This window comes from Allorhizobium sp. Av2 (genome assembly GCF_021462805.2).
GTDB classification, from domain to species: Bacteria; Pseudomonadota; Alphaproteobacteria; order Rhizobiales; family Rhizobiaceae; genus Allorhizobium; species Allorhizobium vitis_G.
In genome coordinates this window covers 424,087-448,368 of record NZ_CP192696.1, presented here as the reverse complement: position 1 = coordinate 448,368, position 24,282 = coordinate 424,087, and the positions used below count along the sequence as shown (strand labels likewise).

The window sequence follows — 24,282 nt, the reverse complement described above, 5'->3', positions numbered from 1 at the left end:
CCGGCGCGGCGTCGCGTCTTGGGTAGAGGGATCGACCCTTTCGATCCTTCTGCATCGAGGCGACGCCGAAGCCTTTTACCAACAGCATGACAGCGCCGTGGGTTTTATAAAACGCCACAGGACACGACGCAAACGTCTCTCGGCTTTTCCGCCCCCTCTTGCCTCTGCCGCCACCTTCTCCCCGATGGGGAGAAGAGACCTGCGGCACCCTCTTGTGCCTTATACGCGCGGCAAAAGCCGATAAACCCCTTAGCCCGCAGCCTCAGGATGAGGCTCAGTCCTCTCGTGTTGACCTCTTCTCCCCAGCGGGGAGAAGTCCCCGGCAGGGGGATGAGGGGGGCGAAGCCAATTCATCAAGGTGCGTCGTGTACTCTACAGCGCCGTGCGCCATATATGGCGTACAAAGGACGCGCTAACACTATAAATCTACTGCATAATTCTCTCCTTAAATCGATTCCGGTTTAAAGAATTATGCAACGGGCTTGCAAGCCAGGCGGATGATGTGCGACGTCTACCGCATGCCAAAACGTTCTCCATCCGACATGCGCGATCTTTTCACCCTGCCCCTGACCGGACCGGATTTCTCCCTAGAGGAAAGCTTCCGCGCCAAGGGTTGCTGGCCGGTGGCTGGCACGGATGAGGCCGGACGCGGACCGCTGGCGGGGCCGGTGGTGGCCGCAGCGGTCATTCTTGACCCCGACGCCATTCCTGATGGTCTCAACGATTCAAAAAAGCTTACCGCCGCCAAACGCGAGGCGCTTTTTATTCAGATCCTGGCAACGGCAACGGTCTCCATCGCCTCTTCAGGCTCCGATCATATCGACCGGCGAGATATCCGAAAAGCCAGTCTCGACGCCATGCGCCGCGCCGCAGCCGGACTTTCACTCACCCCCGCCCATCTGCTTTGCGATGGCCGGGACGTTCCTCCAGGCCTGATCTGCGGAGGCACTGCCGTCATCAAAGGCGATGCAAGATCGCTCTCCATTGCCGCCGCCTCGATAGTCGCCAAGGTCATGCGAGACCGGATGATGACCCGCGCCGCCCTGGTCTTCCCCCAATACGGATTTGATGCCCATGCGGGCTACGGCACCAAGGTCCATCAGCAGGCCATTGCCGACCATGGTCCCTGCCCCCTTCACCGGATGAGTTTTAGTCCTCTGCGCCTATCGGATGAACGGTGAAGAAATGAGAGTGTGTCCGGTACTGATTGCAACAGAGATATTTTCATTTTTCTTTTCGAAAATGGGTCCGATTGTCGTCTGAGTAACACTGCAAACACCCAGACATGAAAAAGCCGGGCTGAACCCGGCTTTCAATTCATCGTTGATGAACAATCTCAGTTTAGACGGCTTTTCACTTCGCTTACAGACGAATTAAACAGGCCTGACTGCAACTGGGCGTCGACTTTCTGCTTCAACAGGGTCTCTGCAGCCGAGATTGCAAGATCGACAGCAGCTGAGCGAACCGCATTGATGGCGTCGGTTTCGGCCTGCTTGATCTTCTGTTCCGACAGCGCATTGCGGCGCTGAACGAATTCCTCGGTCTTCTGACGGGCTTCTTCCGTCAGCGCAGCAGCTTCGCGCTCAGCGGCGGCAACGATGGCCTGAGCTTCCGCTTCAGCCTGTTTGCGCTTGGCACGATATTCAGCCAGCAATTGCTGGGCTTCTTCCCGCAGGCGCTTGGCTTCCGCCAATTCGTCGCGGATATTGTCTGCCCGTGCATCCAGCGACTTCGCCATCATGCCCGGGACTTTGAGATAGGCAATCAGTGCCAGAAACAGCACCAGGCCGACAAAGGCGAAGAAAGTTGCATCATATTGCATCGGTTCAGCCCCTCTTGCCAGCGGCAACAGCCGATTGCGCATCTGCTGCGGTGACATTTGCACCGGTCAGCTGCTCAACGATAGCGGCAACGGTTTCCGTGGCAATCGTATCGACCTCGGCAAAAGCCTTGGTCTTGATTGCTGCAATGCTGGCTTCCGCCGCAGCAACCTTGCTCGACAGCTCGGCCTCGACAGCAGCGCGGTCGGCGGCAGCCTTGGTCTTGGCGGCTTCCCGGGCGGCAGAGGCGATCTGGTTGCCCTTCGCCTTGGCGGCGGTCAATTCTTTTTCATAGGTCTCGACTTCGGCATCCGCTTCCGCCTTCAGGCGGCTGGCCTCATCGATATCCTTGGCGATACGGTCGTGACGATTTTCGAGGATACCGCCGACGCGTGGCACGATGACCCGCTGCATCAGAATGTAGAACAGGCCAAAGGTGATGACCAGCCACAACAGCTGCGATGGGAACGTAGAATGGTCGAAGGGCGGAAATACGCCTCGTCCATGTCCGGCTTCCGCGGGAACGCCGGTTTCCGTGTGGGTCTCAGCCGCTGCCGGGACTTCCTCGGCATAGGCGGGGGTAACGAACATACTCGCCTCCAGTATCCTGCTAATACAAAAGATCACGGCCGACGTCGAAGGCCGGCCGTGATCCTGAATTCCGCTGAAATCAGACAGCGAACAGGAGCAGGAGGGCTACGAGCAGCGAGAAGATGCCCAGAGCTTCCGTAACGGCGAAGCCGAATACCAGACGGCCGAACTGGCTGTCAGCGGCAGACGGGTTGCGCAGTGCGCCCGACAGGTAGCTGCCGAAAATGTTGCCAAGGCCGAGAGCCGTGCCGGCCATGCCAAAGCAAGCCAGACCTGCGCCGATGAACTTTGCTGCTTCCGCTTCCATGAAAGTACTCCTTTGAAATGGTTATTGCGGCGAATGACTGACGCTTGTTACGCCAATGTCGATATCCTTAGTGCCCACCGGGATGGATTGCGTCGTTCAGGTACATGCAAGTCAGTACCGCGAAGACGTAAGCCTGAAGGAAGGCAACCAGGAACTCCAGACCGGTCAGTGCGACGGTCATAGCAAGAGGAAGGAGCGCGCCACCGACGCCAAGGGCGCCAAGGCTGCCAAGCGAGGCAACGAAGCCCGCAAACACCTTCAATGTGATGTGGCCTGCCAGCATATTGGCAAACAACCGGATCGACAGAGAAATCGGGCGCGACAGAAACGAGATCACCTCGATCGGCACCACGAGTAACAAGAGAGCGCCAGGGACGCCAGAGGGCACGAACAAATTGAGGAAGCCAAGGCCGTGCTTGTAGAAACCATAGACCAACACCGTGCCGATCACAAAAATCGCCAACGCAAAGGTGACGACGATCTGGCTGGTGATGGTGAAGAAATAGGGCATCATGCCGAGAAGGTTCGCGGTCAACACGAACATGAACAGCGAGAACACCATTGGGAAGAATTTCATCCCGTGGCTGCCCGCCCCTTCCCGCAGCATCGACGCCACGAATTCATAGGACATTTCCGCGACCGACTGCGCCCGACCGGGAATCAGGCCGCGATTGGATGTGGCGAAATAGAGGAAGCCAGCCGCGCAGGCCACCGTCGCCACCATGAACAGCGAGGCGTTGGTGAACGAAAAATCAATGCCACCAATCTCGATCGGAACAATCTTGTGGATCTGGAACTGATGGGTCGGATCGTTTGACACCTGGTGATCTCTCTCGCTTTTGCCACCCTCAGGCAGCGTTCCTTACCTCGTCCGCCGGATGCCAGGCATCCGCCGTGTTATTTCCCTTTGCCGTCCGAGCTGCGATCCGCAGGATGGGGCGAAGCCACCTTTCCTGCCGCACGCAGCACGTTCAGCACACCGGCGCAAAACCCCAGCAACAGGAGGACGATAAGCCCCCAAGGCGAGGTTCCGGCAAAATGATCGATCAGGAAGCCCAGAATGATACCGACGATGATGGCGGAAAGGAATTCGCTGGAGAGCTTCATGGCCTGGGCATAGCCTTTTCGGCTTGCCTGCGCCCGCTCGTCCTGTGCGGCTTCTTCCCCCGTCCGCAGATCCTTCGCAGCCAGCTTGGCTCCGAGATGGCTGCGACGCCGTTCCAATTCTCTTTCCTGATCGTCCATGCGCCCTCCCCGTCCGATCCCGGTCCGGCTGCTAAAGCCTTGTCCGAGTATGCAAACAGCTCGGATTTACACATGGTCCGACCGGTTCTGAATTTGGCCGCACCATAATTTTGCGAGCTTTGATAGTCAAGGCATTGCCAAGGGTTGTTTCACGACAAATTAACCGAATAAAATCAGCTCTTTAGTCGAAATTTTCGAATTCCCCACAGAAAGTGGCATGAAAAAGCCGCGTTCCGGGCGGTGAATTCACGGAATCGGTCCGGCTTTGTGGCGATGCCCGTCGCGCGAAACACCGCCACAAATAACGCTCAGATGATCACATGCGAGCCAAGCTCAACGACGCGATTTGCCGGAAGCCGGAAGTAATCCGAGGGGTCGGTTGCCGAATTGGCAAGTGCGATGAACAGCCTGTCCTGCCAGTTTGGCATTCCTGCCTTGGCGTCCGGCACCAGTTTGCGGCGGCCGAGATAGAAGGAGGTGGACATGATGTCGAATTTCAGCCCGCCCTTGCGCAATTTGGCCAGCGCCTGCGACACATTCTGCTGCTCCATATAGCCAAAGCGGATCTCCACCCGGCTGAACCGTTCCGACAGGCTTTCGGCCACGAAGCGTTCCGCTTCGCTGGCGCGGGGCCGGTTGACGGTCTTGATGGTCAGGATGATGTTTTTCTCATGCAGGACGTGGTTGTGCTTGAGATTATGCAACAAGGCCGCAGGCGCCGTTTCCGGGTCGCTGGTCAGAAAGATTGCCGTACCCGGCACGCAGACCGGCGCATGTTCGCTCTTGCGCTCCACCGAGGAAATGAACGACGACAGCGGAATATCGGCATGGCGGGTCTTGGCAAACAGGATGGCCGTTCCACGCCGCCAGGTCCACATGACGATAGTGAAGCCAGCCGCAAACAGCACCGGAATATAGCCGCCATCGTGGATCTTCAGCAGATTGGCGCCGAGGAAAACCGTTTCCAGTGCCAGAAGCGGCACAATCACCAGCAGCGCCAAGAAAACCGACCATTTCCACTTCTTGCGCACGAATTCGAACGCCATGATGGTCGTGACGACCATGGCGCCGGTGACGGAAATACCATAGGCCGTAGCCAGGGCATCGGAGCTTTCAAACAACAGCACGAGGCTGAGAACGCCGAGTAGCAGCAGCGTGTTGACGGCAGGAAGATAGATCTGTCCGGTATTGGTTTCCGAGGTGAACAGGATCTCCATGCGCGGCAGGAAGCCGAGATGGATGGCCTGACGCACCATGGAGAACGCCCCCGTTATCACCGCCTGGCTGGCAATGACAGTAGCCGCCGTCGCCAGGATGATGACCGGCAGGATGGCCCAGCTTGGAAACATCAGATAGAAGGGGTCCGATGCCATGGCGGGGTCCTTCAGCACCAGCGCGCCCTGGCCGAGATAGTTCAGCACCAGCGCCGGAAACACCAGCACAAACCACGCCCACTGGATCGGACGACGCCCAAAGTGGCCAAGGTCGGCATAGAGTGCTTCGGCGCCGGTAACGGTCAGGAAGACCGCGCCCAGCACGACGAAACCGAGAAACTTTTCCTGAAACAGGAAGGTTACGGCATGGATCGGGTTGAAGGCCCGGAAAATCGCCGGGTCGTCGAAAATATGGCCGATACCGCCTGCCGCCATCACTAGGAACCAGACCACGGTGATCGGCCCGAAGAAATTGGCAACCGCGCCCGTACCACGCGATTGGACGGCAAACAACATGATCAGGATGACCACCGAGATCGGCACGATGAAGCCGGAGGATTGCGGCGCCACCAGTTTCAAGCCTTCCACCGCCGACAGAACTGACAGCGCAGGCGTGATCATGGCGTCGCCCAGAAACAGCGCAGCGCCGACCAGGCCCAGCACCATCAGCACGACGGTATGCCGCCCCGCCGATTTACTAAGCAGGGCCAACAGCGACAGGGTGCCGCCTTCGCCGTCATTGTCGGCGCGTAGCAGAAACAGCACATATTTCAGCGTGACGATGATTGTCAGCGTCCAGACGATCAGCGAGGTCAGGCCAATCACCTCGAAACGGGTAATGCCGTCATGGGCAATCGGCTTCAGCGCCTCGCGAAACGCATAGAGCGGGCTGGTGCCGATATCGCCGTAGACGACGCCGACCGAACCGAGCGCCAGCAGCATCAGGCTGCGCAGGTCTTTCTTTTCGGCCGGTGCGGCGTGGGTGTTTTCCTGGGACATCAATCTTACAGGCTCTCAGAGCCAGCCTTTCGAGCGGAAGAACAGGAAGGGAATGATCGCAGACAGAACCATGACGATCAGAGCAAATGGGTAGCCAAGCAGCCACGTCAACTCCGGCATGACCTGAAAGTTCATTCCATAGATGGAAGCGACCAGCGTCGGCGGCAAAAACACCACCGATGCAATCGAGAAAATCTTGATGATCGAATTCTGTTCGACATTGATCAGACCAAGCGAGGCATCGAGCATGAAACTGATATTGCTGGCGATGAAACCGGCATGTTCGGACAGGGATTGAATATCGTGAGAAATGACCTTGCACAGATCACGCGGCTCACCACTCGTCTTGAACGGCTCCACCGACAGCAGGAAGGACGACAACCGCGACAGGGATGCCAGACTATCGCGCGTCTTGCTGACAAGCCGGTGATGGCTGGCGATATCGAACAGCCGGTCTTCCAGAAACCGCGCCGCACGGCGCTTGGTCCGGCTGCGATCAACAAATACATCGCCGGACAGCGCATCGACCCGCATACCGGCAATTTCCAGGATTTCGGCGGTGCGATCGACCACCGTTTCCAAAAGTCGCGCCAGCATGACGGCGTTGGAGGTGCAATGGGCATGATTGCGGCTGAGGGCCGCGGTAAACAGGCCAAAGGCGCGGGGCTCGGCGTAGCGCACGGTGACCAGCCGCCCCCCGCCCAGAATGAAGGCGACATCGGCCAGATGCGGTAGTTCCGATTCGGCCTTGCAGAGCAGCGATGCGGTCATGTAAACGCCATGATCGTCCATATACAGTCGGCTGGACGGCTCGATATCCTTGAGGTCGTCACGGGTGGGAAGCGGCAGGCCCAGCAAACGCTCGGCCAAAGCCTCCTCGGTCCTGTCAGGATTGAGAAGATCGAGCCATAGAACATCTTTGTCCAGCACCGCTGGCGCATCGCTGGGCAGGATCATATCTGCCGTCCCGTCACACCTGTAAGCTTTGATCAAACGTTCGACACCTTTGCCCGATGACGGACAGTGCCGCCAGCCGCAGCATTCCCATGGACACCCATGAAAACCTGCGATGATTTACCCTTGCCCATGCGCATGACTATCATTTCCCATAGAGGAAAGACGTGTTCCTGCCCATGATCCATGCTCAGCGGGCAAGCAATAGCACCTGCCGTCAGGATGGCAAGGGCAATTGCGCGTCGGCATTTGATCCTGATCAATGCAACCTGAAGAAATATCCTCTACAAAGAATCCGCCAGGGTAGCGAGATCCTGTTGCATTTCCGCCGGAACCCTACAACCGTGCGGCCCGCCGTTGCAGTATCAATCTGCAACGGCGGCTCTATTCTGTGCTGACCTCATTCAAAGGTAATAGTTGGCGCCTGTCGTGTTGAATGTCGCTGGACCTCGCTCCAGACACGGGTGGCGATCTCGCGGTACACAAGCGCCTGAGGGCTCTCCGGCTCGGAAACCACGACAGGGGTTCCGGCATCGGAATGCTCGCGGATGGAAATGGTCAACGGCACTTCTCCCAGGAATGGGGCACCAATGGCTTCGGCTTCGGCTTTGGCGCCGCCATGACCGAAAATATCGTAACGGGCGCCGGTGTCGGGAGCGATGAAATAGCTCATGTTCTCGATGACGCCGAGCACCGGCACTTCGACCTTCTTGAACATGTTGATACCCTTGCGGGCATCGATCAACGCCAGGTCCTGCGGGGTCGAGACGATCACCGCGCCGCTCAACGGCACCTGCTGGGCCATGGTCAATTGCGCATCGCCCGTGCCCGGCGGCATATCGACCACCAGCACGTCAAGCTCGCCCCAGGCCACTTCGCGCAACATCTGCATCAGCGCCGATTGCACCATCGGGCCGCGCCAGATCATCGCGGTGCCCTCATCCACCAGGAAGCCGATGGACATAGCCTTCAGGCCATAATTTTCCATAGGCACGATAATGCGCCCGTCAATCTGCTGCGGCCGCCCGGAAATGCCAAGCAGGCGCGGCATGGACGGACCATAGACATCGGCATCGAGAATGCCGACCTTCAGGCCATTGGCCAGCAAGGCCAGCGCCAGATTGACCGCCGTGGTGGACTTGCCGACGCCACCCTTGCCCGACGCCACCGCGATGATGGCGCCGATGCCGGGAATACCGGCCTTGGCCGGGCGGGCCGGCTGGCTTGGGGCCGGTGCATGAGAATGCCCGTGTGAATGGGAATGCGAGTGGGAAGGATTGGGTGCCGAGGGCGCAGGCGGCGTTGACGGCGATCCGGCCTTGCGCTCTGCGGTCAGGCTGACAAGCGCTCCCTTGACGCCGGCAAGCGCCTTGACACTACGCTCCGCGGCCTGGCGCAAAGGCTCCAGTTCCCGGGCGCGTTCAGCCGGAACATTGATGGAGAGATAGACCTTGGCATCGGAAATGAACACGTCGGATACCATGCCCAGATCGACAATATTGCCCTCGAGATCGGGGCCGCGCACGGTCTTCAAGGCTTCAAGAACAGTGTTTTTATCGAGCGTCATGGATCCGCTTCCTTGGTAAAGGCCGGGACACTCGACTGGAATTGCCCGCGCCCGACGAAACGTGTGAGTGACGCTCAAATAGGGTTTTATCGCCTGCAACGGAAGAGCCAAAAACAAACGCCGCCAAAACCATTGCCCTCAGGCACGGTTAAGGCGGCGTTTTGTGAGGGCGATTTCAAGACCGCCCTTCTCCAAGTCCCCTCTGGACCCTGTTGCTATATTGAAAGCACAAACCGTGCCAATTCGAAAGATTGGGCTTTTTGCCCGATAACCGCTGCCAAATGACCGGTGTCACCGCCAATTGGCTGAAGAAATCACCACAATCCAGCCGGGCCATTCCGGCAATTGCTTAAAAAACAGCCGCGCCACCATTTTGAGCGCTCACGTTATGGGTTTTGTCTGGTGAAATTTGAACCTCTCACCCCCTCGGAACCGCTGGCGAAGTGGCAAGATAATCGTCCAGGCGGTCGGGGTCGAAGACCCGTCCATCGAAAAATTCGTCCGGCCCAAGCAGCAACCGGCCATTGCTGGCGCCGACATAATCGGCTGCTGCCATCGCCCCCTCCACCTTGATATTGGCGCCTGGCATGGCGGCGAAGACCGGCCTGAGGGCGCGGCGATAAAGATCCGGGCGATAGGTTTCGAGCACCGTGGCAATCCGCTCGCGGTCATTGACAACGTGACCGCCAAGCACCATCTGGCTATAAAACCACAGGGCATGGCTGACCCAGGGGAAATTGGCGGCCTTGCGCTCCAGCACCAGAAAATCCTCAAGCGGCTGAACCTCTCCCGGCGCGGTTACCAGATCGCCGGTCAGGCCGGGTAACAAAAGCCGGCCTTCGACACCGAGATAGCGGGGGGCCGCCATGATACCGGCCAGCTCCTCGGTATTGCCGGGATTACCGCACCATTGCGCGGCGCGGTAAAGCGCACGGATCAGCGCATCGAGCGCGGCGGGATTGTTCTCGCCCCACTGCCTGCCAATGCCGAGAACCTTGTCCGGACCGCCGCGCCAGATAGCTGCGGTCGCAGCAACAATGCATCCGACCTGCCGGTCCACCACAACACTATTCCACGGTTCCGCCGCGCAAAATCCGTCAAGCACGCCCGCGCCAAGCCCATCCGCCATCAGCGGCGATGGCAATGAGACGATTTCGATCTCACTGCCACGGTCCAGATTGCAGGCAGCAAGCCAGTAGCGCAGATAATAGGCCTGGCTGGAATGGGTATCGCCGACGGCAATCCGCAAAGGCGGCAGGGACTTAGCGCGGCGTTTCTCCACCACTCGTTTCAGTGCGGCGCCCGCCGCTATTGGCTCCAGAAGGTGGCTTTCCCAGCCTGCCTGTTGCATGGCTGTTGCAAGCGCATTCGACACAGTTAGCGCGCCGCCACCCAAATTGAGGGCCATAGGGACCAGCAGAGCGGGGGCCAGCGGCGAAAAACCGAGATTGGCGGCCAGCGCAAAGGGGCCAGGCAGATGCGCGCCATCGAAATGACCGACCGTCAGGCGGTCGCGGATCTGGGTCCAGCAGGTTTCGCGCACTAGGCGCAGGGTCAGGCCTTCGTCGGAGGCAAAGCCTTTTTCCATCGCCGCAACCAGTGGGGCGCTATCGAGACATGGCATGTAGCCAAGAGTGACATGCAAAGAAATGTGCTGACCCATTGCAGCATTGATGACGCAAACCGCTGCCTCAGGCAAGTTGCACCTGCCGGAGAAGGCCGTCCTTCGGATGCATTATTCAAGACATCGAAGATGTCTCACGCATTCCTATTTGATCAGACTCAACCGTAGCGCCTTCGCGACCGCCTGGGTGCGGTTCACGGTATCCAGCTTGCGGGTGGCGCGGTTGAGATAATGATTGATCGTATGTTCTGACAGGCCCATGATCTCAGCGATTTCAACGGAGGTCTTGCCCGCCGCCGTCCAGGTCAGACATTCGATCTCGCGCTCCGTCAGCGTTTCGGTGACCCGTGCATCCAGTTCGCGAATTTCGGCAAGTCGGTTGAACACATGCCCGGCCAGATATTGCAGCAGCACCATGTCAACGAAGGAAAATGCTGGCATTTCACCGCAAATATTGACAGCGCCCCGGTTACCATGGGCATCATGAACCGGAAAACAGGCGCCGCGCGGCATGCCAAACCGCAAAAACAGGTCCGTCGCCAGCTCGACAGTCTTGGGATCGCGTTCACGGGCGACCACATGCACATCGAAAACAACGGGTATAGAGGTGTTGCGCAACCGGTTGAACATCGGGCTGGACGACAGCAGGGACGCCATGTCGTATTCGCTGAGAAAATCAGCAGGCCAGTTGGTGATGACCGAGCTGCCGGTCAAAGTTTTTGCACCAGCCGAAGGCACATTCATGACCATGAAGCCCTTGGCGCCGAAAAAGTCAGTCAACCGCTTCATCAGCCTGAAAACGTCAAACTGGGTCTTATAGCCACTTAATTCGCGCACATAGCGTTCTGCCGTCGCAAATTTCGAGGCCGCATCTTCGGCAACCATTGCCATATGGACCAGATCGTCACCCATCGATAAAAAGCCTTGTTCTCTTTACATATCGCGACCGCGTCGCAACCCGTTGCAGACCTGCTATAGCCGGACATTGCGAAAATTGAATGCCGACTGCATTCCGGCAGTTACAGCCAAAAACATTGATAACTAAAAAAGCCAGTCCTGAATAATTTAACGAAGCCCTCTATCCATTCACTTATCTTCCGGCCATTCATTTATTTTCCGGTCATTTATTTAGGTCCTGCCGCAACAGAAAAAGGCTTCCGGTCTTATCGTTTGGCGATAACGATGCCCACCCGAACGCAATTGCCCATCCTATAGATCGACCATCCTGCCAATACCAAGGGCTGAAACCACGTTTTTAGAAAATTCTATCGTCTAAGCCGCGAAATAGGCCAACGCCACAAAACAGGTTCGCACATCAAGTATTCCCTGTTTTGCTTGCGCGACGTTGACCAATACGACGGCCATGTCGGCCTGGATGTGAAACCGCCGTCATCGCACGCAGTTTATTTTGCCTGGCATTGTCATTCGTACCAAATCGGCTGTCGTGGAACCATCCGAGCGGCTTGAATCGCGTTCTCTGCGGTCTAGATGAAACGCGATTGGCAAAACCGGTTTCCACTTTTTCTGGACATGCTCTACAGCGCCGTGCGCCCTATATGGCGACAAAGGTTCGCTGTAGTGCTTTATATCCGCTGCATAATTTCTCCTTAAATCGATTCCGATTTCAAAAATTATGCAGTAGACAAGAGAGCCACAGCGATTGGATGAAGGAGACCATCTTGCAAACAGCGTATTCCGGCACCGTCCTGGTCGATACCCGCCTGCATCTGGGTGAAGGCCCGACCTATGACGTCGCGCGTGACACCGCCTGGTGGTTCGACATTCTCGGCAAGGGGCTGATCGAGCATCGGTTTGCCACGGGCGAAACGATCCGCCACGATCTGCCGATGATGGCCAGCGCGTTGGCGACAATCGATGCTGAACGCCAGATGCTGGCGACGGAACAGGGTATTTTCATCCGCGCCATTGCCAGCGGCGAGTTGACCTTGCTGACGGCACTGGAACCGGAACGGCCCGGCAATCGCTCGAATGACGGGCGGGTCCATCCTTGCGGTGCACTGTGGATCGGCACGATGGGCAAGACAGCCGCCGATGGGGCTGGCGCGATCTATCATGTGGCGGGCGACAAGGTGACCCGTCTTTATGATAGTATCAGCATTCCCAACGCCATCTGTTTTTCGCCGGACGGTAGCATCGGTTATTATGTCGACACCCGGGTCAATACGCTGATGAAGGTCAGTCTCGATCCGGCAACCGGCCTTCCGACTGGGGTACCGTCCGTCCATATCGACGGACGCGGCAAGGATGGCGGCATCGACGGTGCGGTCTGCGATGCAGAAGGCGGGCTTTGGAATGCCCGTTGGGGCGTTGGCGCCGTCGATCACTACGACAGTGCCGGACAGCACCTGGCACGCTACCGGCTTCCCGCTGCCCAAACCACCTGCCCGGCCTTTATCGGCCCCAAGGCAGACCGTCTCTTGGTTACCTCCGCCACCGAAGGGCTGGATGCCGATGGCCTGGCCGCAGATCCACATGGTGGCAAGACCTTCGTCCTCGATGTCACGGTCAAGGGCAGGCACGAGCCAAGCTTCCGCCTGTAAAGCTGCGACAACAGATGCTCCTCAACCCCCGGCGTATAGCCCGGCCAAGGGGAGCGAAGGGCCGCAAACTCATTCTTATGCCTAAAGTTCCGTCAATTTGCAGAAATAAAATGCAGAAAATTATCGGAACTCCTGCCTCTTTCGGGCATTTCACTACCGAGCCGAGCAGAGAGCCAGTCACTCACGCTTATGGAAACACACCTTTCATAAGCGACTTGCTCTCACTCAGTCCGACACGAAACAAAGACCGAAAGGCAGGTTTAAGATGAACAAGACCCTTAATTTTGTAGCAGCAACCGTACTCATGGGTTCCACTGTTGTCGCGCCAATGGCCTTTGCGCAGAGTGCAACGACACCAGCAACGCCCGGCACCACAACAACCGCTCCAAGCACCGCCCCTGCCATGCCTGGCACTTCGGCAGCCATGGACACCTATCTGACCCAGCAGGGCAGCGACCAGTTGGCCGCGTCCAACTACATCGGCCAGAACGTCTATGCCGGTGACAAGAGCATCGGTGAGATCAAGGATCTGATCATGCAGCAGAATGGCGGCCTCGTCGCAGCTGTGATCGGCGTTGGTGGCTTTGTCGGCATCGGCGAAAAGAATGTTGCCGTTCCCGTCAGCAAGATCACTGTCACCCGTGATGCGCAGAATGCAGACAAGCTGCGTCTGACGACGACAGAAACCGCTGAAACCTTGAAGGCCGCTCCGGAATTCAAGACACTGGAAGAGCAGAAGGCCGATGCAGGCACCACTGCTTCCACGCCGGCAACTGTTACCAAGTAAGCATCTGACCGCGGCCTTATAGGCCAGCGTCAATCGATAGAAGGCGGGACCGCAAGGCTCCCGCCTTTTTTATTGCCTTCACTTTATTTGGCGGGAAGGTTTTCCGCAGCGGCGGGCCCACCTGCCAAAGGTTGTCGGTGGCCGGACACGTCGGCACCGGCGTTCTTGTCCATGAAGATATAGGGAATGACGGCGGCCAGCGATAAAAACGCCACGACGGCAAAGGCCACATGAAAATCGGCAAGATCCAGATGACCGCCGGTTATCATGGTGCTGATTTCCAGGACGAAGGCTGCGCAGGCAACGCCGAGCGCAAGGCTGACCTGTTGCAACACCGAGGCGATTGAGGTTGCCTGACTGGCCTCGGTGTTGTCGATATTGGCATAGCCCAGCGCATTGGTTCCGGTAAAGAAAAACGAGCGGCAGAACCCGGCCAACAGCAGGAAAAACATCAGCAGCGCATGCGGGGTTTGCGGCGTGAAAAATGCGTTGAGAAAGGTGGTCGCGGCGCCGCAGACGCCAGCCACGATCAACACGCTGCGAAAACCGGCCGCGGCAAACACCCGGCGCGCCAGGAATTTCGTGCTGATCGCCCCGATGGCGCCGACAAAGGTCGTCAGTCCGGATTCGAACGGTGTCATGCCAAAGCCGAGTTGCAGCATCAGCGGCATCAGGAAGGGGATGGCCCCCGCCGAAATCCGAAACAGCGTCCCACCGATCTGGGCGGCGCGAAAGGCCGGTTTGCGAAACAGGGTGAGATCCAGAAGCGGAGCTGGATGACGCCTGGCATGCACGATATAAAGAACCCCGCAACACAGGCCGATACCAGTTGCGGCAATACCGACAATCGGCGGCAGGGCCGGCAGGCTCATGACCGACAGGCCGAAGACAACACCGGCAGCAGACAGCGATGTCAGGGCAAATCCGGTCCAGTCGATCGGCGCTGTTTCAACCCGCTCGATTTCCGGCAGGAAAATTGTCGCCAAGACGACACCCAGCACGCTGATTGGCACGTTGATCAGGAAAATCCAGTGCCAGGTGAAATAGGTGGTGATGAAGCCGCCAACCGGCGGACCGGCCAATGGGCCGACAAGGGCCGGCATGGTCAGCAGCGCCATGGCCGAGACCAGATCCTCGCGCTTGGTGGTGCGCAGCAGAACCAGACGGCCGACCGGCGTCATCATCGCCCCGCCCATGCCCTGCAAAAACCGGGCGGCGACGAATTCCACCAGCGAACTGGACATGGCGCAGCAGAGGGAGCCGACGATGAAAACCCCCATCGCCGCCCGGAAGATCTGCTTGGCCCCGAATTTATCCGCCATCCAGCCGCTGACCGGAATGAAAATGGCGAGCGCCACCATATAAGATGTCAGTGCCAGTTTCAGCGTGATCGGCCCGACGCCGAGATCGTTGGCAATGGCGGGCAATGCCGTCGCGATCACCGTGGAGTCCATGTTTTCCATGAACAGGGCCACGGCCAGGATGAGCGGAACGATGCGATTCATGATGAGCACTCTTTAAAGATGGCAGCCATTGGAAATGAATTTGATATCCCCTTGCGGCATCATCGAAGATCAAATGTCACAAACAGACCACCAGGCGTACATATCAAGGCCCGACGAAAAACCTCACCCGGCGCGTCCTTCTATTCCCCTAATCCCATATCTGACAATCGTTATCGTCCCGATAAGCTTGGCGATCACGTACACGTTACGCATTGCCGATCATCAGCTACAGGCCATCAACTTCAACGCAATTCATTCTGTTTACTGGATAATTTTTCCTCGAAAATCTGGAGCGCCGGAGAAAACATCCTCCGCGCCATTGAAACGGCACAGACCCGCCGCTACCTGTGGAAGCTGTAAGCGATGAAAATGGGGACGAGGAGGTTGTAATGGTTTCAATGAACAGGCGAACAATAATCGCAGGGGCTGCTTTGAGCGCCTTGTCGGCCCCGGCGCTGATAACGCGGGCAGCCTTTGCGCAAGCGGAGACATCGATGGATATCAATCATGCTATGCCCCCGGAGACCCACAGGTTCCAGTTCGGCGAGTTTGAAGTCGTGGTCATCAAGGACGGCACGCGGGTTTCTGAAAAGCCGGGCGAGACCTTTGGCATCAACCAGAGCCCGGAAACGGTTTCGGCGCTGCTGGAAAAGAATTTCCTGCCGACCGACAAATTCGTCAACGGTTTTTCGCCGGTGCTGATCAATACCGGCTCTGATGTGATCCTGTTCGATACCGGAATGGGCGAACAGGGCCGTGTCAACGGCATGGGACGGCTGAGCGAAGGCATGATGGCGGCAGGCTATTCGCCTGATGATGTGACCATCGTCGTTCTCACCCATATGCATGGCGACCACATTGGCGGGCTGATGGAAAAGGGCAAACCGGCCTTCACCAAGGCGCGTTATATCGCCGGGCAGCGCGAATATGACTTCTGGACCAATGCCGCCCGTGCAGGCACGCCAGCCGAAGGCGGACAGAAAGCAGTTCTGGCCAATGTGAAGCCGCTGGCCGAGAAAATCACCTTCCTTGGCGATCAAGGCGGCGATGTGGTCTCCGGCATTCGCGGCGAGGCCGCTTTTGGCCATTCGCCAGGCCATATGATTTTCCATGTCGAATCCAAGGGCAAGCGCCTGCTGTTGACCGCCGACACCGCCAACCATTTCGTGCTGTCGCTGCAACGTCCCGATTGGGAAGTGAAATTCGACATGGACAAGGCTCAGGCCGCCGCCACTCGTAAACGGGTGTTCGACATGGCAGCAACCGACAAGGTTGCCTTCCTCGGCTATCACATGCCCTTTCCCTCGGTCGGCTATGTCGAAACGCTCGATACCGGCTACCGATTCGTGCCGAAGAGCTATCAGTTCGATCTCTGATCGCTTGCGCCGCGCCGCCCGCCCGCCCGCCGCGCCGTCAATTGGGGGCGCGGCGATCCTCCGTCACCGTTTCGCGGTGAAAAAATCCTTCAGCAGAGCGGCGGCCTCAGTCTCGCCGATCCCGGCATAGACATCCGGCGCATGATGGCAGGTGGGCTGGCTGTAAAAACGCGCACCATGATCGACGCCCCCGCCCTTTTCATCGGCTGCCCCATAATAAAGGCGGCGGATGCGGGCGAAGGATATTGCCGCCGCGCACATCGTACAGGGTTCCAGCGTCACATAGAGATCGGCACCTGCCAGCCGCTCGTCCTCCAGAATGGCGCAGGCGCGGCGGATCGCCAGGATTTCCGCATGGGCCGTGACATCCTGCAAGGCACGGGTTTCATTACCAGCCCGGGCCAGAATGACGCCGTCCTTGACCAGCACGGCGCCAATTGGCACTTCGCCGCGCGCGCCAGCCAGCCGGGCCTCTTCCAGGGCAACATCCATGAAACGGATTGTCGGCGTCATGATGCATGAACTTTCCACTTAACCAAGCCTTCGCGAACTGATAGGACACAGCAAACGACAGGCAAGCAAAAAATGACCGATAAAGAAAAGTTCAAGCGGCCGGGCAGCAAACCCGCAGGCCGCCCCTTCAAGACATCTGCCGACAAACCCGGCAAATCCGGCCCGAAAAGCTTTGGTGCCCAGAAAAGCTTTGGCGCAAAGGCCGATGCGGCACCGCGTGCCAAATCGGATGCGGCACCGCGCAAAAGCGCAACACCTGCTGCCAAGACTGGCAGCGAGGACACGCTGAAGCCGGAGCGGATTTCCAAGCTGCTGGCCCGCGCCGGTATCGCTTCGCGCCGTGACGTGGAACGCATGATTATGGAAGGCCGTGTGGCCGTCAATGGCAAGGTGCTGGACAGCCCGGTGCTGAACGCCACGCTGGCCGACCGGATCGAAGTGGATGGCGAGCCCATTCGCGGCATCGAGCGCACCCGGCTCTGGCTCTATCATAAGCCATCCGGCCTGGTGACCACCAATTCCGACCCGGAAGGCCGCCCGACCGTCTTCGACAACCTGCCGGAGGAATTGCCGCGGGTGATGTCTATCGGACGGCTCGACATCAACACCGAGGGCCTGCTGCTGTTGACCAATGATGGCGGCTTGGCGCGGGTTCTGGAACTGCCGACCACCGGCTGGCTGCGCCGCTACCGCGTGCGCGCCTATGGCGAAATCGACCAGGCCAAGCTGGACACGCTGAAGGACGGCATCGCCGTTGACGGCGTGCTCTACGGTGCCATCGACGCGGTTCTGGACCGCAGCCAGGGCCATAACGTCTGGATCACCATGGGCTTGCGCGAAGGCAAGAACCGGGAAATCAAGAATGTGCTTGGCGCGCTTGGCCTTGAGGTCAACCGGCTGATTCGCATTTCCTACGGTCCGTTCCAGTTGGGCGACCTGCCGGAATCCCAGGTGCAGGAAGTGCGGGGCCGCATGTTGCGCGACCAGCTCGGTCCGCGCCTGATCGAGGAATCCAAGGCCAATTTCGACGCGCCGCTCTATTCCAACGCACCTGCCGAGGAAGACGATGCGCCTGCGCCAAAAGCCAAGGCGAAAGCCGAGGAAGGCAATTGGAAGAAGGAAACACGGGCACCCAAGCCGCGCGGCTTCGACAATCGTGAGGACGCCCGCGAAAAGGCTCTCAGCCGGCTCGACACCCGCCGCGATGGTGCAAAGCCTGCCTTTGGCAGCAAACCCGGATTTGGCAGCAAGCCTGGCTTCAAGGGAAAACCTGCTGCCGGTCGTGACGGCGACGATGCCAGCCGCGATGGCAAACCAAAGCGCATGCCGCTTGGCCAGAGCCGCACCGCCAATGTCTGGATGGCGCCAGGCGCACGTCCGGTGTCTGAAAAGAAGGCGGCAAGTGACGACGCTCGCAAAGGCGGGCCGCGGTCGCGCCCGGACGGCGCACCGCAAACCAAGCGTTACGGCCGCACCATGGATGGCGCGCCAACCAAGAGCCTTTCGCGCCACGACCCAGATCGTGGGCATTATGCCGGCAGCGACGATAAAGATTTGCGCGTCAAGGTCAGCCGTGCCCGTGATGCCGAGGGCGAATGGATTCGCGCCGAAGGCCCAGACAGCAAACCAGCCGGACGTGGCGGACGCGCTGGCGAAGGCTTTGGCGGCAAGCGGGATGGCGCAGATCGTGGTGCCCGTCCCGCATATGGTGACAAGCCTGCATATGGTGATCGACCAGCGCGTGGCGAGCGTGCAGCGCCAAGCGACCGGCCTTCGCGGGGCCAGTGGCCCGCACGTGGGGATCGCTCGGACCGGAGTGAAAGACCTGCTCGCAGCGAGGCTCCGGCCCGTGGTGATCGCCCCTATTCCGGTCGACCCGCTGGTGAAAGAGCCGAACGGCCAACGGGCGACCGGCCAACGGGCGACCGGCCTTATGACGGACGGCCAAAATCCCGGTCCGCTTCCGGCGACAAGCCGTCCTTTGGCGGTAAGCCATCCTTCGGTGGAAAACCGGCGGGCAAATCCTCATTCGGTGGCAAGCCGTCTTCCGGTGGAAAACCTGGCTTTGGCGGCAAGCCGGGGGGTAAGCCCGGTTCTGCCAGACCCGGTTCTACCAGATCAGATGCAGGGCGTGGCCCATCGCGTGGCCCTTCCTCTGGCCCCAAAGGCAAGAGGTAAGCCGACATGCGGATCGTTGGTGGAGAATTTCGGGGGCGTAGCCTTGCCGCGCCCAAGACCGACGCCATCCGGCCGACCATCGACCGGACACGCGAAAGCCTGTTCAACATCCTGATGCACGCCCATCCCGAATGTCTTGATGGCACGCGGGTTCTCGACCTGTTTGCCGGCACCGGCGCTATCGGGCTGGAAGCCTTGTCGCGCGGTTGCCGTTCGGCCCTGTTTGTCGAAAATAGTGTCGAAGGCCGTGGCCTGCTGTGGGAAAATATCGACAATCTTGGCCTGCATGGCCGCGCCAAGATCTTGCGACGCGACGCGACCGACCTCGGTTCGGTCAGCACGATGGAACCCTTCCATCTGCTGTTTGCCGATCCGCCCTATGGCAAGGGCCTGGGCGAAAAGGCCTTTGCCGCTGCCCACCAGGGCGGTTGGCTGGTGCCTGGAGCTTTGGCTCTACTGGAAGAGCGCGCCGATGTCCTGGTCCAGGCGCCCGAAGCCTTCGCTCTGCTGGAAGAGCGGATCTTCGGCGATACAAGAATTTCATTCTTTGCCTATCGACCGGGTTGAAACGGCAGCGCGATTTCTTAAATCCGCTGCGATGTAGAGTTTGTCAGAGAAAAGCAGTCTCCGATTTTACAGGACACTTCGGGCTGCTTTCTCGCATTTTTCTTGCATATCTGACGGAAAGCCAATCGGCACTTTTGTTGGACATGCTCCAAAAGGTCCGTTTGAAATCATGCCGCAGGATGTCCAATCCCATAAATCCCTCGTTGAGGTAGGACCCAGCACGCCCACGGTTGCCGTGGCGCTGGGGGCTGGCGGCGCGCGGGGCCTTGCCCATATTCATGTGCTGGAAGCGCTTGAGGAAATGGGGATCGAGCCTGTGGCGATTGCCGGTTCCTCCATCGGTGCCATTATCGGGGCCGGCAAGGCTGCGGGCATGTCGGCAGCCGAAATGCGCGACCATGCGCTGGAAACCGTCGGCAAGCGCAATGAAGTGTTCAAGCGGATCTGGGGCCTGCGCCCGCCGACCATGCGCCATGCCATTGGCGGGTTCCGGCTCGGACAGTTCAATCTGGAGCGTATTCTGCGCGCCTTCTTGCCATCACGCATTCCCGATGATTTTTCCGGCCTTGGCATTCCGCTGAAGGTGATCTCCACCGATTATTACGGCCATTGCGAACAGGTCAGCGAAGACGGCGATCTCTATCAGGCGCTGGCGGCTTCCGCTGCCATTCCCGCCCTGTTCATGCCTGTCATGCTGAACGGGCGGCTGATGATCGATGGCGGCATCTTCAATCCTGTGCCTTATGAACATCTGATGGGCCTTGCCGATATCGTCATCGGCATCGATATCGTCGGCGGACCGGTCGGAGTGGACGAAGTCCCGAACCGAATCGACAGCCTGTTCGGCGCCTCGCAACTGATGATGCAATCGCATCTGGCCCTGAAACTCAAGCTTGGCCCACCGGCAATTTTCCTGCGCCCGCCGGTCAATGGGTTCGGCGTGATGGACTTCATGAAGGCCAAGCAGATCTTCGAGGTATCCGCCCCTGTCAAAGACGAGGTCAAGCGGGCACTGGAGGCGCAATTTGCGCTTCTCGCTCAGCGCTAGAGTTTGTCTTTTCGGGAAAACATGGTTCCACTTTTCCTACGGCAAACTCTAAGCAACAGCATCCCTGTCTTTTTCCTGATCTTTCTCCGTCTCATGTCCCCGCTTGGGTTTGATCAGCGGTTCCGGCTGGACAGGCCGGTTATACAGCATATGGGCGCCGCCCTTGATGCCCTCTACTGCCTGAATGCGCAGGCGCTCATCGTCCCGGCGGCGAATATCGGCCTCGATGGCTTCGGCCATGTCCTCATCGACACCCAGCGCCTCGATGGTCTTGCGGCCAAATTTCAAGCCTGATTCCACCGTTTCGCGCAGTTCATATTCGACATTGCGGGCCCGAAGCGACAGGCTGTGAACACGATCATAGGAGCGCACGAACAACCGCGCCTGGGGAAATTCAGAGGCGACCAGGTCTACGATCCGGTCGGTGACTTCACGCTTCTGGGTGCAGACCGCCACCACCTTGGCCTTTTCGATGCCAGCGGCCCGCAACATGTCCAGCCGCGTGCCATCGCCGAAATAAATACGGAACCCGAAGGAGGCAGCCTGGCGAATACGGTCGGCGGAATCGTCAATAATTGTCACGTCCCGGCCACTGGCCAGCAGCACCTGGGCGGCGATCTGGCCAAAACGCGAAAAGCCGATCATCAACACATCCGAACCGGCGCCGTCAAAATCCTCATCCAGCTCCTCATGCTGATCGCGTGACAGGAGCCGGGAGGAGAGCGCCGCGACCACCGGCGTCAGCGCCATGGTGAGCGTGACGATGGAAATCAGCAGCGACGACGTGGCGCTGGAAAACACACCCGCCGAGACGGCGGTGGTAAACAGCACGAAACCGAATTCACCGCCCTGCGGCAGGATGGCGGCAATGCGAATGGCATCATCATGGCGCGATCCCGCCAACCGACACAAAGCATAAATACTCATCGCCTTGATCAGCATCACCACCGGCACGGCGACAGCCAGCAGCCAGAGATTGGCGAAAATCACGTTGAACTGGACGGACAGACCCACCGCCATGAAAAACAGCGCCTGGAGAATGCCGCGAAATGGCTCGATATCGGCTTCCAATTCATGGCGATAGGAGGATTCGGCCAGCATGACACCGGCCAGAAAGGCCCCCATGGCCATGGAAAGGCCAACCGCCTGCATCAGCATGGCTGATCCGAGTACGATGAACAGAGCCGCAGCAATCATCACCTCACGAGCGCCGGTGCGGGCCATGACCTGAAACAGCGGATTGAGCAAGTAGCGTCCGGCCAGAATCATCGCAACGGTGGCAATAACGGCCACACCGATGTCGATCCACAGCGAGCCAGGCGCAGGCGCGGCCTGAGCGCCGAGAATGGAAATCAACGCCAGCAGCGGCACGATCGCCAGGTCCTGAAACAGCAGGACGGAAAAGGTACGCTGGCCGTATTGGCTATTGAGGTCACTGCGATCATTGAGGATCTGCAAGGCAAAAGCCGTAGAGGACAGCGACAGGCCAAAACCGGCAATCACCGCGCCGCGCCAGTCAAGAAGGTCAAACGCTAGCGCCACCCCTGTCAACAATGCGCCACCCAACACCACCTGGGCGGTGCCCAGACCGAAAATATCGGCCCGCATTTTCCACAGGGTCGAGGGTTTCAACTCCAGCCCGATGACGAACAGCAGGAAGACGATGCCCAGCTCGGCAACCGAGAGGATTTCCTCCGCCCCGGTGATGACATGGGCGACAGGACCGATAACGGCGCCTGCCGCCAGATAGCCCAGCACCGTACCGAGGCCAAGCTTGCGGAAAATCGGCGCGGCGACCACGGCGCCGCCCAACAGCACGAGAGCCTCGGTAAACAACAGGGTGGGTGCAGTGCTCATGCTCAGCCTTTCCGGTGCAAGCCTTCCAGAGCAGGGTTCGACTGATCTGCCCTTGATGCGGAAGGGAATGCAAACTATAGCGACCTCATCGCACCCTATCGAGTGCAATCAGGTCGCTATAGCACTTTATCCCTGCTGCATAATTTTCTCCTCAAACCGATTCCGGTTTACGGAATTATGCAGTAAATGGTGGTGACGAGAAAGGCCAAGCCATGTCATCTGAAAATTCCCCCGAACATCTTTTGTCGCGCGCCCATCAACTGGTCGATCTGGCCCGCAAGGCCGGAGCCGAGCGGGCTGACGCCGTCGTGGTGCGCTCCCGCGCCCATTCGGTCAGCGTGCGCCTCGGCAAGGTCGAGCAGACCGAATCCTCGGAAAGCGACGATTTTTCGCTACGGGTGTTTATCGGCAACCGCGTCGCCTCCGTCTCGGCCAATCCAGGCTTCGACCTGACGGCGCTGGCCGAACGGGCCGTTGCCATGGCGAGGGTTTCGCCTGAAGACCCCTTTACCGGCCTTGCCGATGAAGAGGATCTGGCAAGGACCTATCCGGATCTGCAACTTTACGACCCAACCGAAGTGTCGAGTGATGCGCTGCGCGACGCGGCCCTTGCCATGGAAGAGGCAGCTCTTGCCGTCAAAGGCGTCAGCAATTCGCTGGGAGCCAGTGCATCGGCAGGCATGGGCGGCTTGGTCCTCGTCACCTCGCACGGTTTTTCCGGCCACTACCAGGCGTCGCGCTTTTCCCGCTCGACCGGGGTGATCGCTGGCGAAGGCACGTCGATGGAGCGTGACCACGATTATGACAGCCGCCTCTATTTCGCCGAGCTGGACAGTCCTGAAGAGATTGGCAGGCGCGCAGGCGAGCGCACGGTGCGCCGGATCAATCCGCGCAAGGCCGACACCGCCAAAAACCTGACGGTTGTGCTCGATCCGCGCGTCGCACGCGGCTTTGTCGGCCATATCGCCGGCGCCATCAATGGCGCTGCGGTGGCCCGCAAGACCTCTTTCCTGCGCGACCGGATGGGCCAGCAGGTTCTGAAATCCGGTCTTGATATCACCGACGATCCGACCCGGGTGCGTGGCTCGTCCTCGCGTCCCTTCGATGGCGAAGGGGTGATGGGCAAGCCCATGACGATGATCGAGGACGGCGTTTTGCGCCATTGGTTCCTATCGACCTCGGCGGCGCGGGAACTGGGCTTGAAAACCAATGGACGCGGCGCGCGCGGCGGCACGTCCGTCTCGCCCTCCTCCTCCAATCTGGCGCTGGAGCCGGGCGACATCACGCCGGAGGCGCTGATATCAGGTATTTCCAGTGGATTTTACATTACCGACATGATCGGCCATGGGGTTGACATGATCACCGGCGATTACAGCCGAGGAGCCTCCGGTTTCTGGATCGAGAATGGCGAACTGACCTATCCGGTATCGGAAGTGACGATTGCTTCCAACCTGAAGCACATGTTCATGGCGATGACGCCAGCCAATGACATCGACCGCAAATTCGGCGTCGCGGCTCCGACCCTTGCCATCGAAGGCCTGACGATTGCAGGGAAATAACCACATCGAC

21 protein-coding genes are annotated in these 24,282 nt (G+C 59.0%); 8 read left to right on the top strand and 13 right to left on the bottom strand.

From position 1 onward, the window contains the following. The first annotated feature begins 518 nt into the window (after nucleotides 1–518). A complete protein-coding gene (rnhB, locus tag FS819_RS02165; protein WP_498724218.1) occupies nucleotides 519–1,181 on the top strand; it encodes a ribonuclease HII in 663 nt (220 codons plus the stop codon). Nucleotides 1,182–1,336: 155 nt separating this feature from the next. Here the strand turns inward: rnhB and FS819_RS02160 are convergent, their stop codons facing one another. From FS819_RS02160 to FS819_RS02115, 10 genes are all read right to left on the bottom strand, one after another. Then, the gene (locus tag FS819_RS02160) at nucleotides 1,337–1,822 is read right to left on the bottom strand and encodes a F0F1 ATP synthase subunit B (RefSeq protein WP_156531493.1); all 486 of its coding nucleotides are present in this window, start codon (nucleotides 1,820–1,822) and stop codon (nucleotides 1,337–1,339) included. 4 nt (nucleotides 1,823–1,826) lie between these two features. Further along, complete coding sequence (locus FS819_RS02155) at nucleotides 1,827–2,411, bottom strand: F0F1 ATP synthase subunit B (RefSeq protein WP_156548506.1); 585 nt, start codon at nucleotides 2,409–2,411, stop codon at nucleotides 1,827–1,829. Between the two features lie 79 nt (nucleotides 2,412–2,490). Beyond that, a complete protein-coding gene (locus tag FS819_RS02150; RefSeq protein ID WP_003588243.1) occupies nucleotides 2,491–2,718 on the bottom strand; it encodes a F0F1 ATP synthase subunit C in 228 nt (75 codons plus the stop codon). A 67-nt stretch (nucleotides 2,719–2,785) separates the two neighbouring features. Next, nucleotides 2,786–3,538 carry a F0F1 ATP synthase subunit A gene (locus tag FS819_RS02145; protein WP_015915077.1) on the bottom strand — a complete coding sequence of 251 codons (753 nt, stop codon included), beginning with the start codon at nucleotides 3,536–3,538 and terminating at the stop codon, nucleotides 2,786–2,788. A gap of 77 nt (nucleotides 3,539–3,615) precedes the next feature. Beyond that, nucleotides 3,616–3,963: an AtpZ/AtpI family protein gene (locus tag FS819_RS02140; protein WP_015915076.1), complete on the bottom strand. Its 348-nt coding sequence runs from the start codon at nucleotides 3,961–3,963 to the stop codon at nucleotides 3,616–3,618. A 308-nt stretch (nucleotides 3,964–4,271) separates the two neighbouring features. Beyond that, nucleotides 4,272–6,176, bottom strand: a complete 1,905-nt coding sequence (locus FS819_RS02135) for a potassium transporter Kup (protein ID WP_409050058.1) — start codon at nucleotides 6,174–6,176, stop codon at nucleotides 4,272–4,274. 15 nt (nucleotides 6,177–6,191) lie between these two features. Continuing rightward, on the bottom strand, nucleotides 6,192–7,169 hold the full coding sequence (locus FS819_RS02130; protein WP_409050057.1) for a magnesium transporter CorA family protein: 978 nt from the start codon (nucleotides 7,167–7,169) through the stop codon (nucleotides 6,192–6,194). A 361-nt stretch (nucleotides 7,170–7,530) separates the two neighbouring features. Further along, nucleotides 7,531–8,697 (bottom strand): iron-sulfur cluster carrier protein ApbC, encoded by a 1,167-nt coding sequence (gene apbC / locus FS819_RS02125; RefSeq protein WP_070167578.1) that lies wholly within the window; start codon nucleotides 8,695–8,697, stop codon nucleotides 7,531–7,533. Nucleotides 8,698–9,115: 418 nt separating this feature from the next. Further along, a complete protein-coding gene (locus FS819_RS02120; RefSeq protein WP_322192660.1) occupies nucleotides 9,116–10,342 on the bottom strand; it encodes a CmpA/NrtA family ABC transporter substrate-binding protein in 1,227 nt (408 codons plus the stop codon). 123 nt (nucleotides 10,343–10,465) lie between these two features. Next, a complete protein-coding gene (locus FS819_RS02115) occupies nucleotides 10,466–11,206 on the bottom strand; it encodes a LuxR family transcriptional regulator (RefSeq protein ID WP_409050064.1) in 741 nt (246 codons plus the stop codon). Nucleotides 11,207–11,985: 779 nt separating this feature from the next. Between FS819_RS02115 and FS819_RS02110 the strand changes: the two genes are divergently transcribed. Next, a complete protein-coding gene (locus FS819_RS02110) occupies nucleotides 11,986–12,882 on the top strand; it encodes an SMP-30/gluconolactonase/LRE family protein (RefSeq protein WP_180640089.1) in 897 nt (298 codons plus the stop codon). Between the two features lie 265 nt (nucleotides 12,883–13,147). Further along, entirely contained in the window at nucleotides 13,148–13,669 is a 522-nt protein-coding gene (locus FS819_RS02105; RefSeq protein ID WP_070151801.1) for a PRC-barrel domain-containing protein, read from the top strand. Nucleotides 13,670–13,752: 83 nt separating this feature from the next. Here FS819_RS02105 and FS819_RS02100 read toward each other — a convergent pair whose 3' ends face one another. Then, the gene (locus FS819_RS02100) at nucleotides 13,753–15,174 is read right to left on the bottom strand and encodes a DHA2 family efflux MFS transporter permease subunit (protein ID WP_156548515.1); all 1,422 of its coding nucleotides are present in this window, start codon (nucleotides 15,172–15,174) and stop codon (nucleotides 13,753–13,755) included. A gap of 398 nt (nucleotides 15,175–15,572) precedes the next feature. Here FS819_RS02100 and FS819_RS02095 point away from each other — a divergent pair, with 398 nt between their 5' ends. Then, nucleotides 15,573–16,550 (top strand): MBL fold metallo-hydrolase, encoded by a 978-nt coding sequence (locus tag FS819_RS02095; RefSeq protein WP_156548826.1) that lies wholly within the window; start codon nucleotides 15,573–15,575, stop codon nucleotides 16,548–16,550. Nucleotides 16,551–16,613: 63 nt separating this feature from the next. Here FS819_RS02095 and FS819_RS02090 read toward each other — a convergent pair whose 3' ends face one another. Further along, on the bottom strand, nucleotides 16,614–17,063 hold the full coding sequence (locus tag FS819_RS02090) for a nucleoside deaminase (RefSeq protein ID WP_156548517.1): 450 nt from the start codon (nucleotides 17,061–17,063) through the stop codon (nucleotides 16,614–16,616). Between the two features lie 72 nt (nucleotides 17,064–17,135). Between FS819_RS02090 and FS819_RS02085 the strand changes: the two genes are divergently transcribed. The 3 genes from FS819_RS02085 to FS819_RS02075 all read left to right on the top strand — a co-directional run bounded on the left by FS819_RS02085 (nucleotide 17,136) and on the right by FS819_RS02075 (nucleotide 20,856). Beyond that, complete coding sequence (locus FS819_RS02085) at nucleotides 17,136–19,241, top strand: pseudouridine synthase (RefSeq protein ID WP_156548519.1); 2,106 nt, start codon at nucleotides 17,136–17,138, stop codon at nucleotides 19,239–19,241. Nucleotides 19,242–19,247: 6 nt separating this feature from the next. Continuing rightward, entirely contained in the window at nucleotides 19,248–19,808 is a 561-nt protein-coding gene (gene rsmD, locus FS819_RS02080; protein ID WP_156548521.1) for a 16S rRNA (guanine(966)-N(2))-methyltransferase RsmD, read from the top strand. A gap of 169 nt (nucleotides 19,809–19,977) precedes the next feature. After that, nucleotides 19,978–20,856, top strand: a complete 879-nt coding sequence (locus FS819_RS02075; RefSeq protein WP_156548523.1) for a patatin-like phospholipase family protein — start codon at nucleotides 19,978–19,980, stop codon at nucleotides 20,854–20,856. 48 nt (nucleotides 20,857–20,904) lie between these two features. Here FS819_RS02075 and FS819_RS02070 read toward each other — a convergent pair whose 3' ends face one another. After that, nucleotides 20,905–22,713 (bottom strand): monovalent cation:proton antiporter-2 (CPA2) family protein, encoded by a 1,809-nt coding sequence (locus FS819_RS02070; RefSeq protein WP_156548525.1) that lies wholly within the window; start codon nucleotides 22,711–22,713, stop codon nucleotides 20,905–20,907. Nucleotides 22,714–22,925: 212 nt separating this feature from the next. On the opposite strand from FS819_RS02070, the gene FS819_RS02065 reads away from it, so the two are divergent. Next, on the top strand, nucleotides 22,926–24,272 hold the full coding sequence (locus FS819_RS02065; protein WP_156548527.1) for a TldD/PmbA family protein: 1,347 nt from the start codon (nucleotides 22,926–22,928) through the stop codon (nucleotides 24,270–24,272). Nucleotides 24,273–24,282 lie beyond the last annotated feature (10 nt).

What these genes read in the sequence shown, in the direction of transcription:
- FS819_RS02110 (WP_180640089.1), top strand. Translation starts at nt 11,986, where the DNA reads ATGAAGGAGACCATCTTGCAAACAGCGTATTCCGGCACCGTCCTGGTC.
- FS819_RS02140 (WP_015915076.1), bottom strand. Translation starts at nt 3,963, where the DNA reads ATGGACGATCAGGAAAGAGAATTGGAACGGCGTCGCAGCCATCTCGGA.
- FS819_RS02085 (WP_156548519.1), top strand. Translation starts at nt 17,136, where the DNA reads ATGACCGATAAAGAAAAGTTCAAGCGGCCGGGCAGCAAACCCGCAGGC.
- rsmD (WP_156548521.1), top strand. Translation starts at nt 19,248, where the DNA reads ATGCGGATCGTTGGTGGAGAATTTCGGGGGCGTAGCCTTGCCGCGCCC.
- FS819_RS02150 (WP_003588243.1), bottom strand. Translation starts at nt 2,718, where the DNA reads ATGGAAGCGGAAGCAGCAAAGTTCATCGGCGCAGGTCTGGCTTGCTTT.
- FS819_RS02135 (WP_409050058.1), bottom strand. Translation starts at nt 6,176, where the DNA reads ATGTCCCAGGAAAACACCCACGCCGCACCGGCCGAAAAGAAAGACCTG.
- rnhB (WP_498724218.1), top strand. Translation starts at nt 519, where the DNA reads ATGCCAAAACGTTCTCCATCCGACATGCGCGATCTTTTCACCCTGCCC.
- FS819_RS02070 (WP_156548525.1), bottom strand. Translation starts at nt 22,713, where the DNA reads ATGAGCACTGCACCCACCCTGTTGTTTACCGAGGCTCTCGTGCTGTTG.
- FS819_RS02090 (WP_156548517.1), bottom strand. Translation starts at nt 17,063, where the DNA reads ATGACGCCGACAATCCGTTTCATGGATGTTGCCCTGGAAGAGGCCCGG.
- FS819_RS02155 (WP_156548506.1), bottom strand. Translation starts at nt 2,411, where the DNA reads ATGTTCGTTACCCCCGCCTATGCCGAGGAAGTCCCGGCAGCGGCTGAG.
- FS819_RS02065 (WP_156548527.1), top strand. Translation starts at nt 22,926, where the DNA reads ATGTCATCTGAAAATTCCCCCGAACATCTTTTGTCGCGCGCCCATCAA.
- FS819_RS02095 (WP_156548826.1), top strand. Translation starts at nt 15,573, where the DNA reads ATGAACAGGCGAACAATAATCGCAGGGGCTGCTTTGAGCGCCTTGTCG.
- apbC (WP_070167578.1), bottom strand. Translation starts at nt 8,697, where the DNA reads ATGACGCTCGATAAAAACACTGTTCTTGAAGCCTTGAAGACCGTGCGC.
- FS819_RS02160 (WP_156531493.1), bottom strand. Translation starts at nt 1,822, where the DNA reads ATGCAATATGATGCAACTTTCTTCGCCTTTGTCGGCCTGGTGCTGTTT.
- FS819_RS02105 (WP_070151801.1), top strand. Translation starts at nt 13,148, where the DNA reads ATGAACAAGACCCTTAATTTTGTAGCAGCAACCGTACTCATGGGTTCC.
- FS819_RS02075 (WP_156548523.1), top strand. Translation starts at nt 19,978, where the DNA reads ATGCCGCAGGATGTCCAATCCCATAAATCCCTCGTTGAGGTAGGACCC.
- FS819_RS02115 (WP_409050064.1), bottom strand. Translation starts at nt 11,206, where the DNA reads ATGGTTGCCGAAGATGCGGCCTCGAAATTTGCGACGGCAGAACGCTAT.
- FS819_RS02100 (WP_156548515.1), bottom strand. Translation starts at nt 15,174, where the DNA reads ATGAATCGCATCGTTCCGCTCATCCTGGCCGTGGCCCTGTTCATGGAA.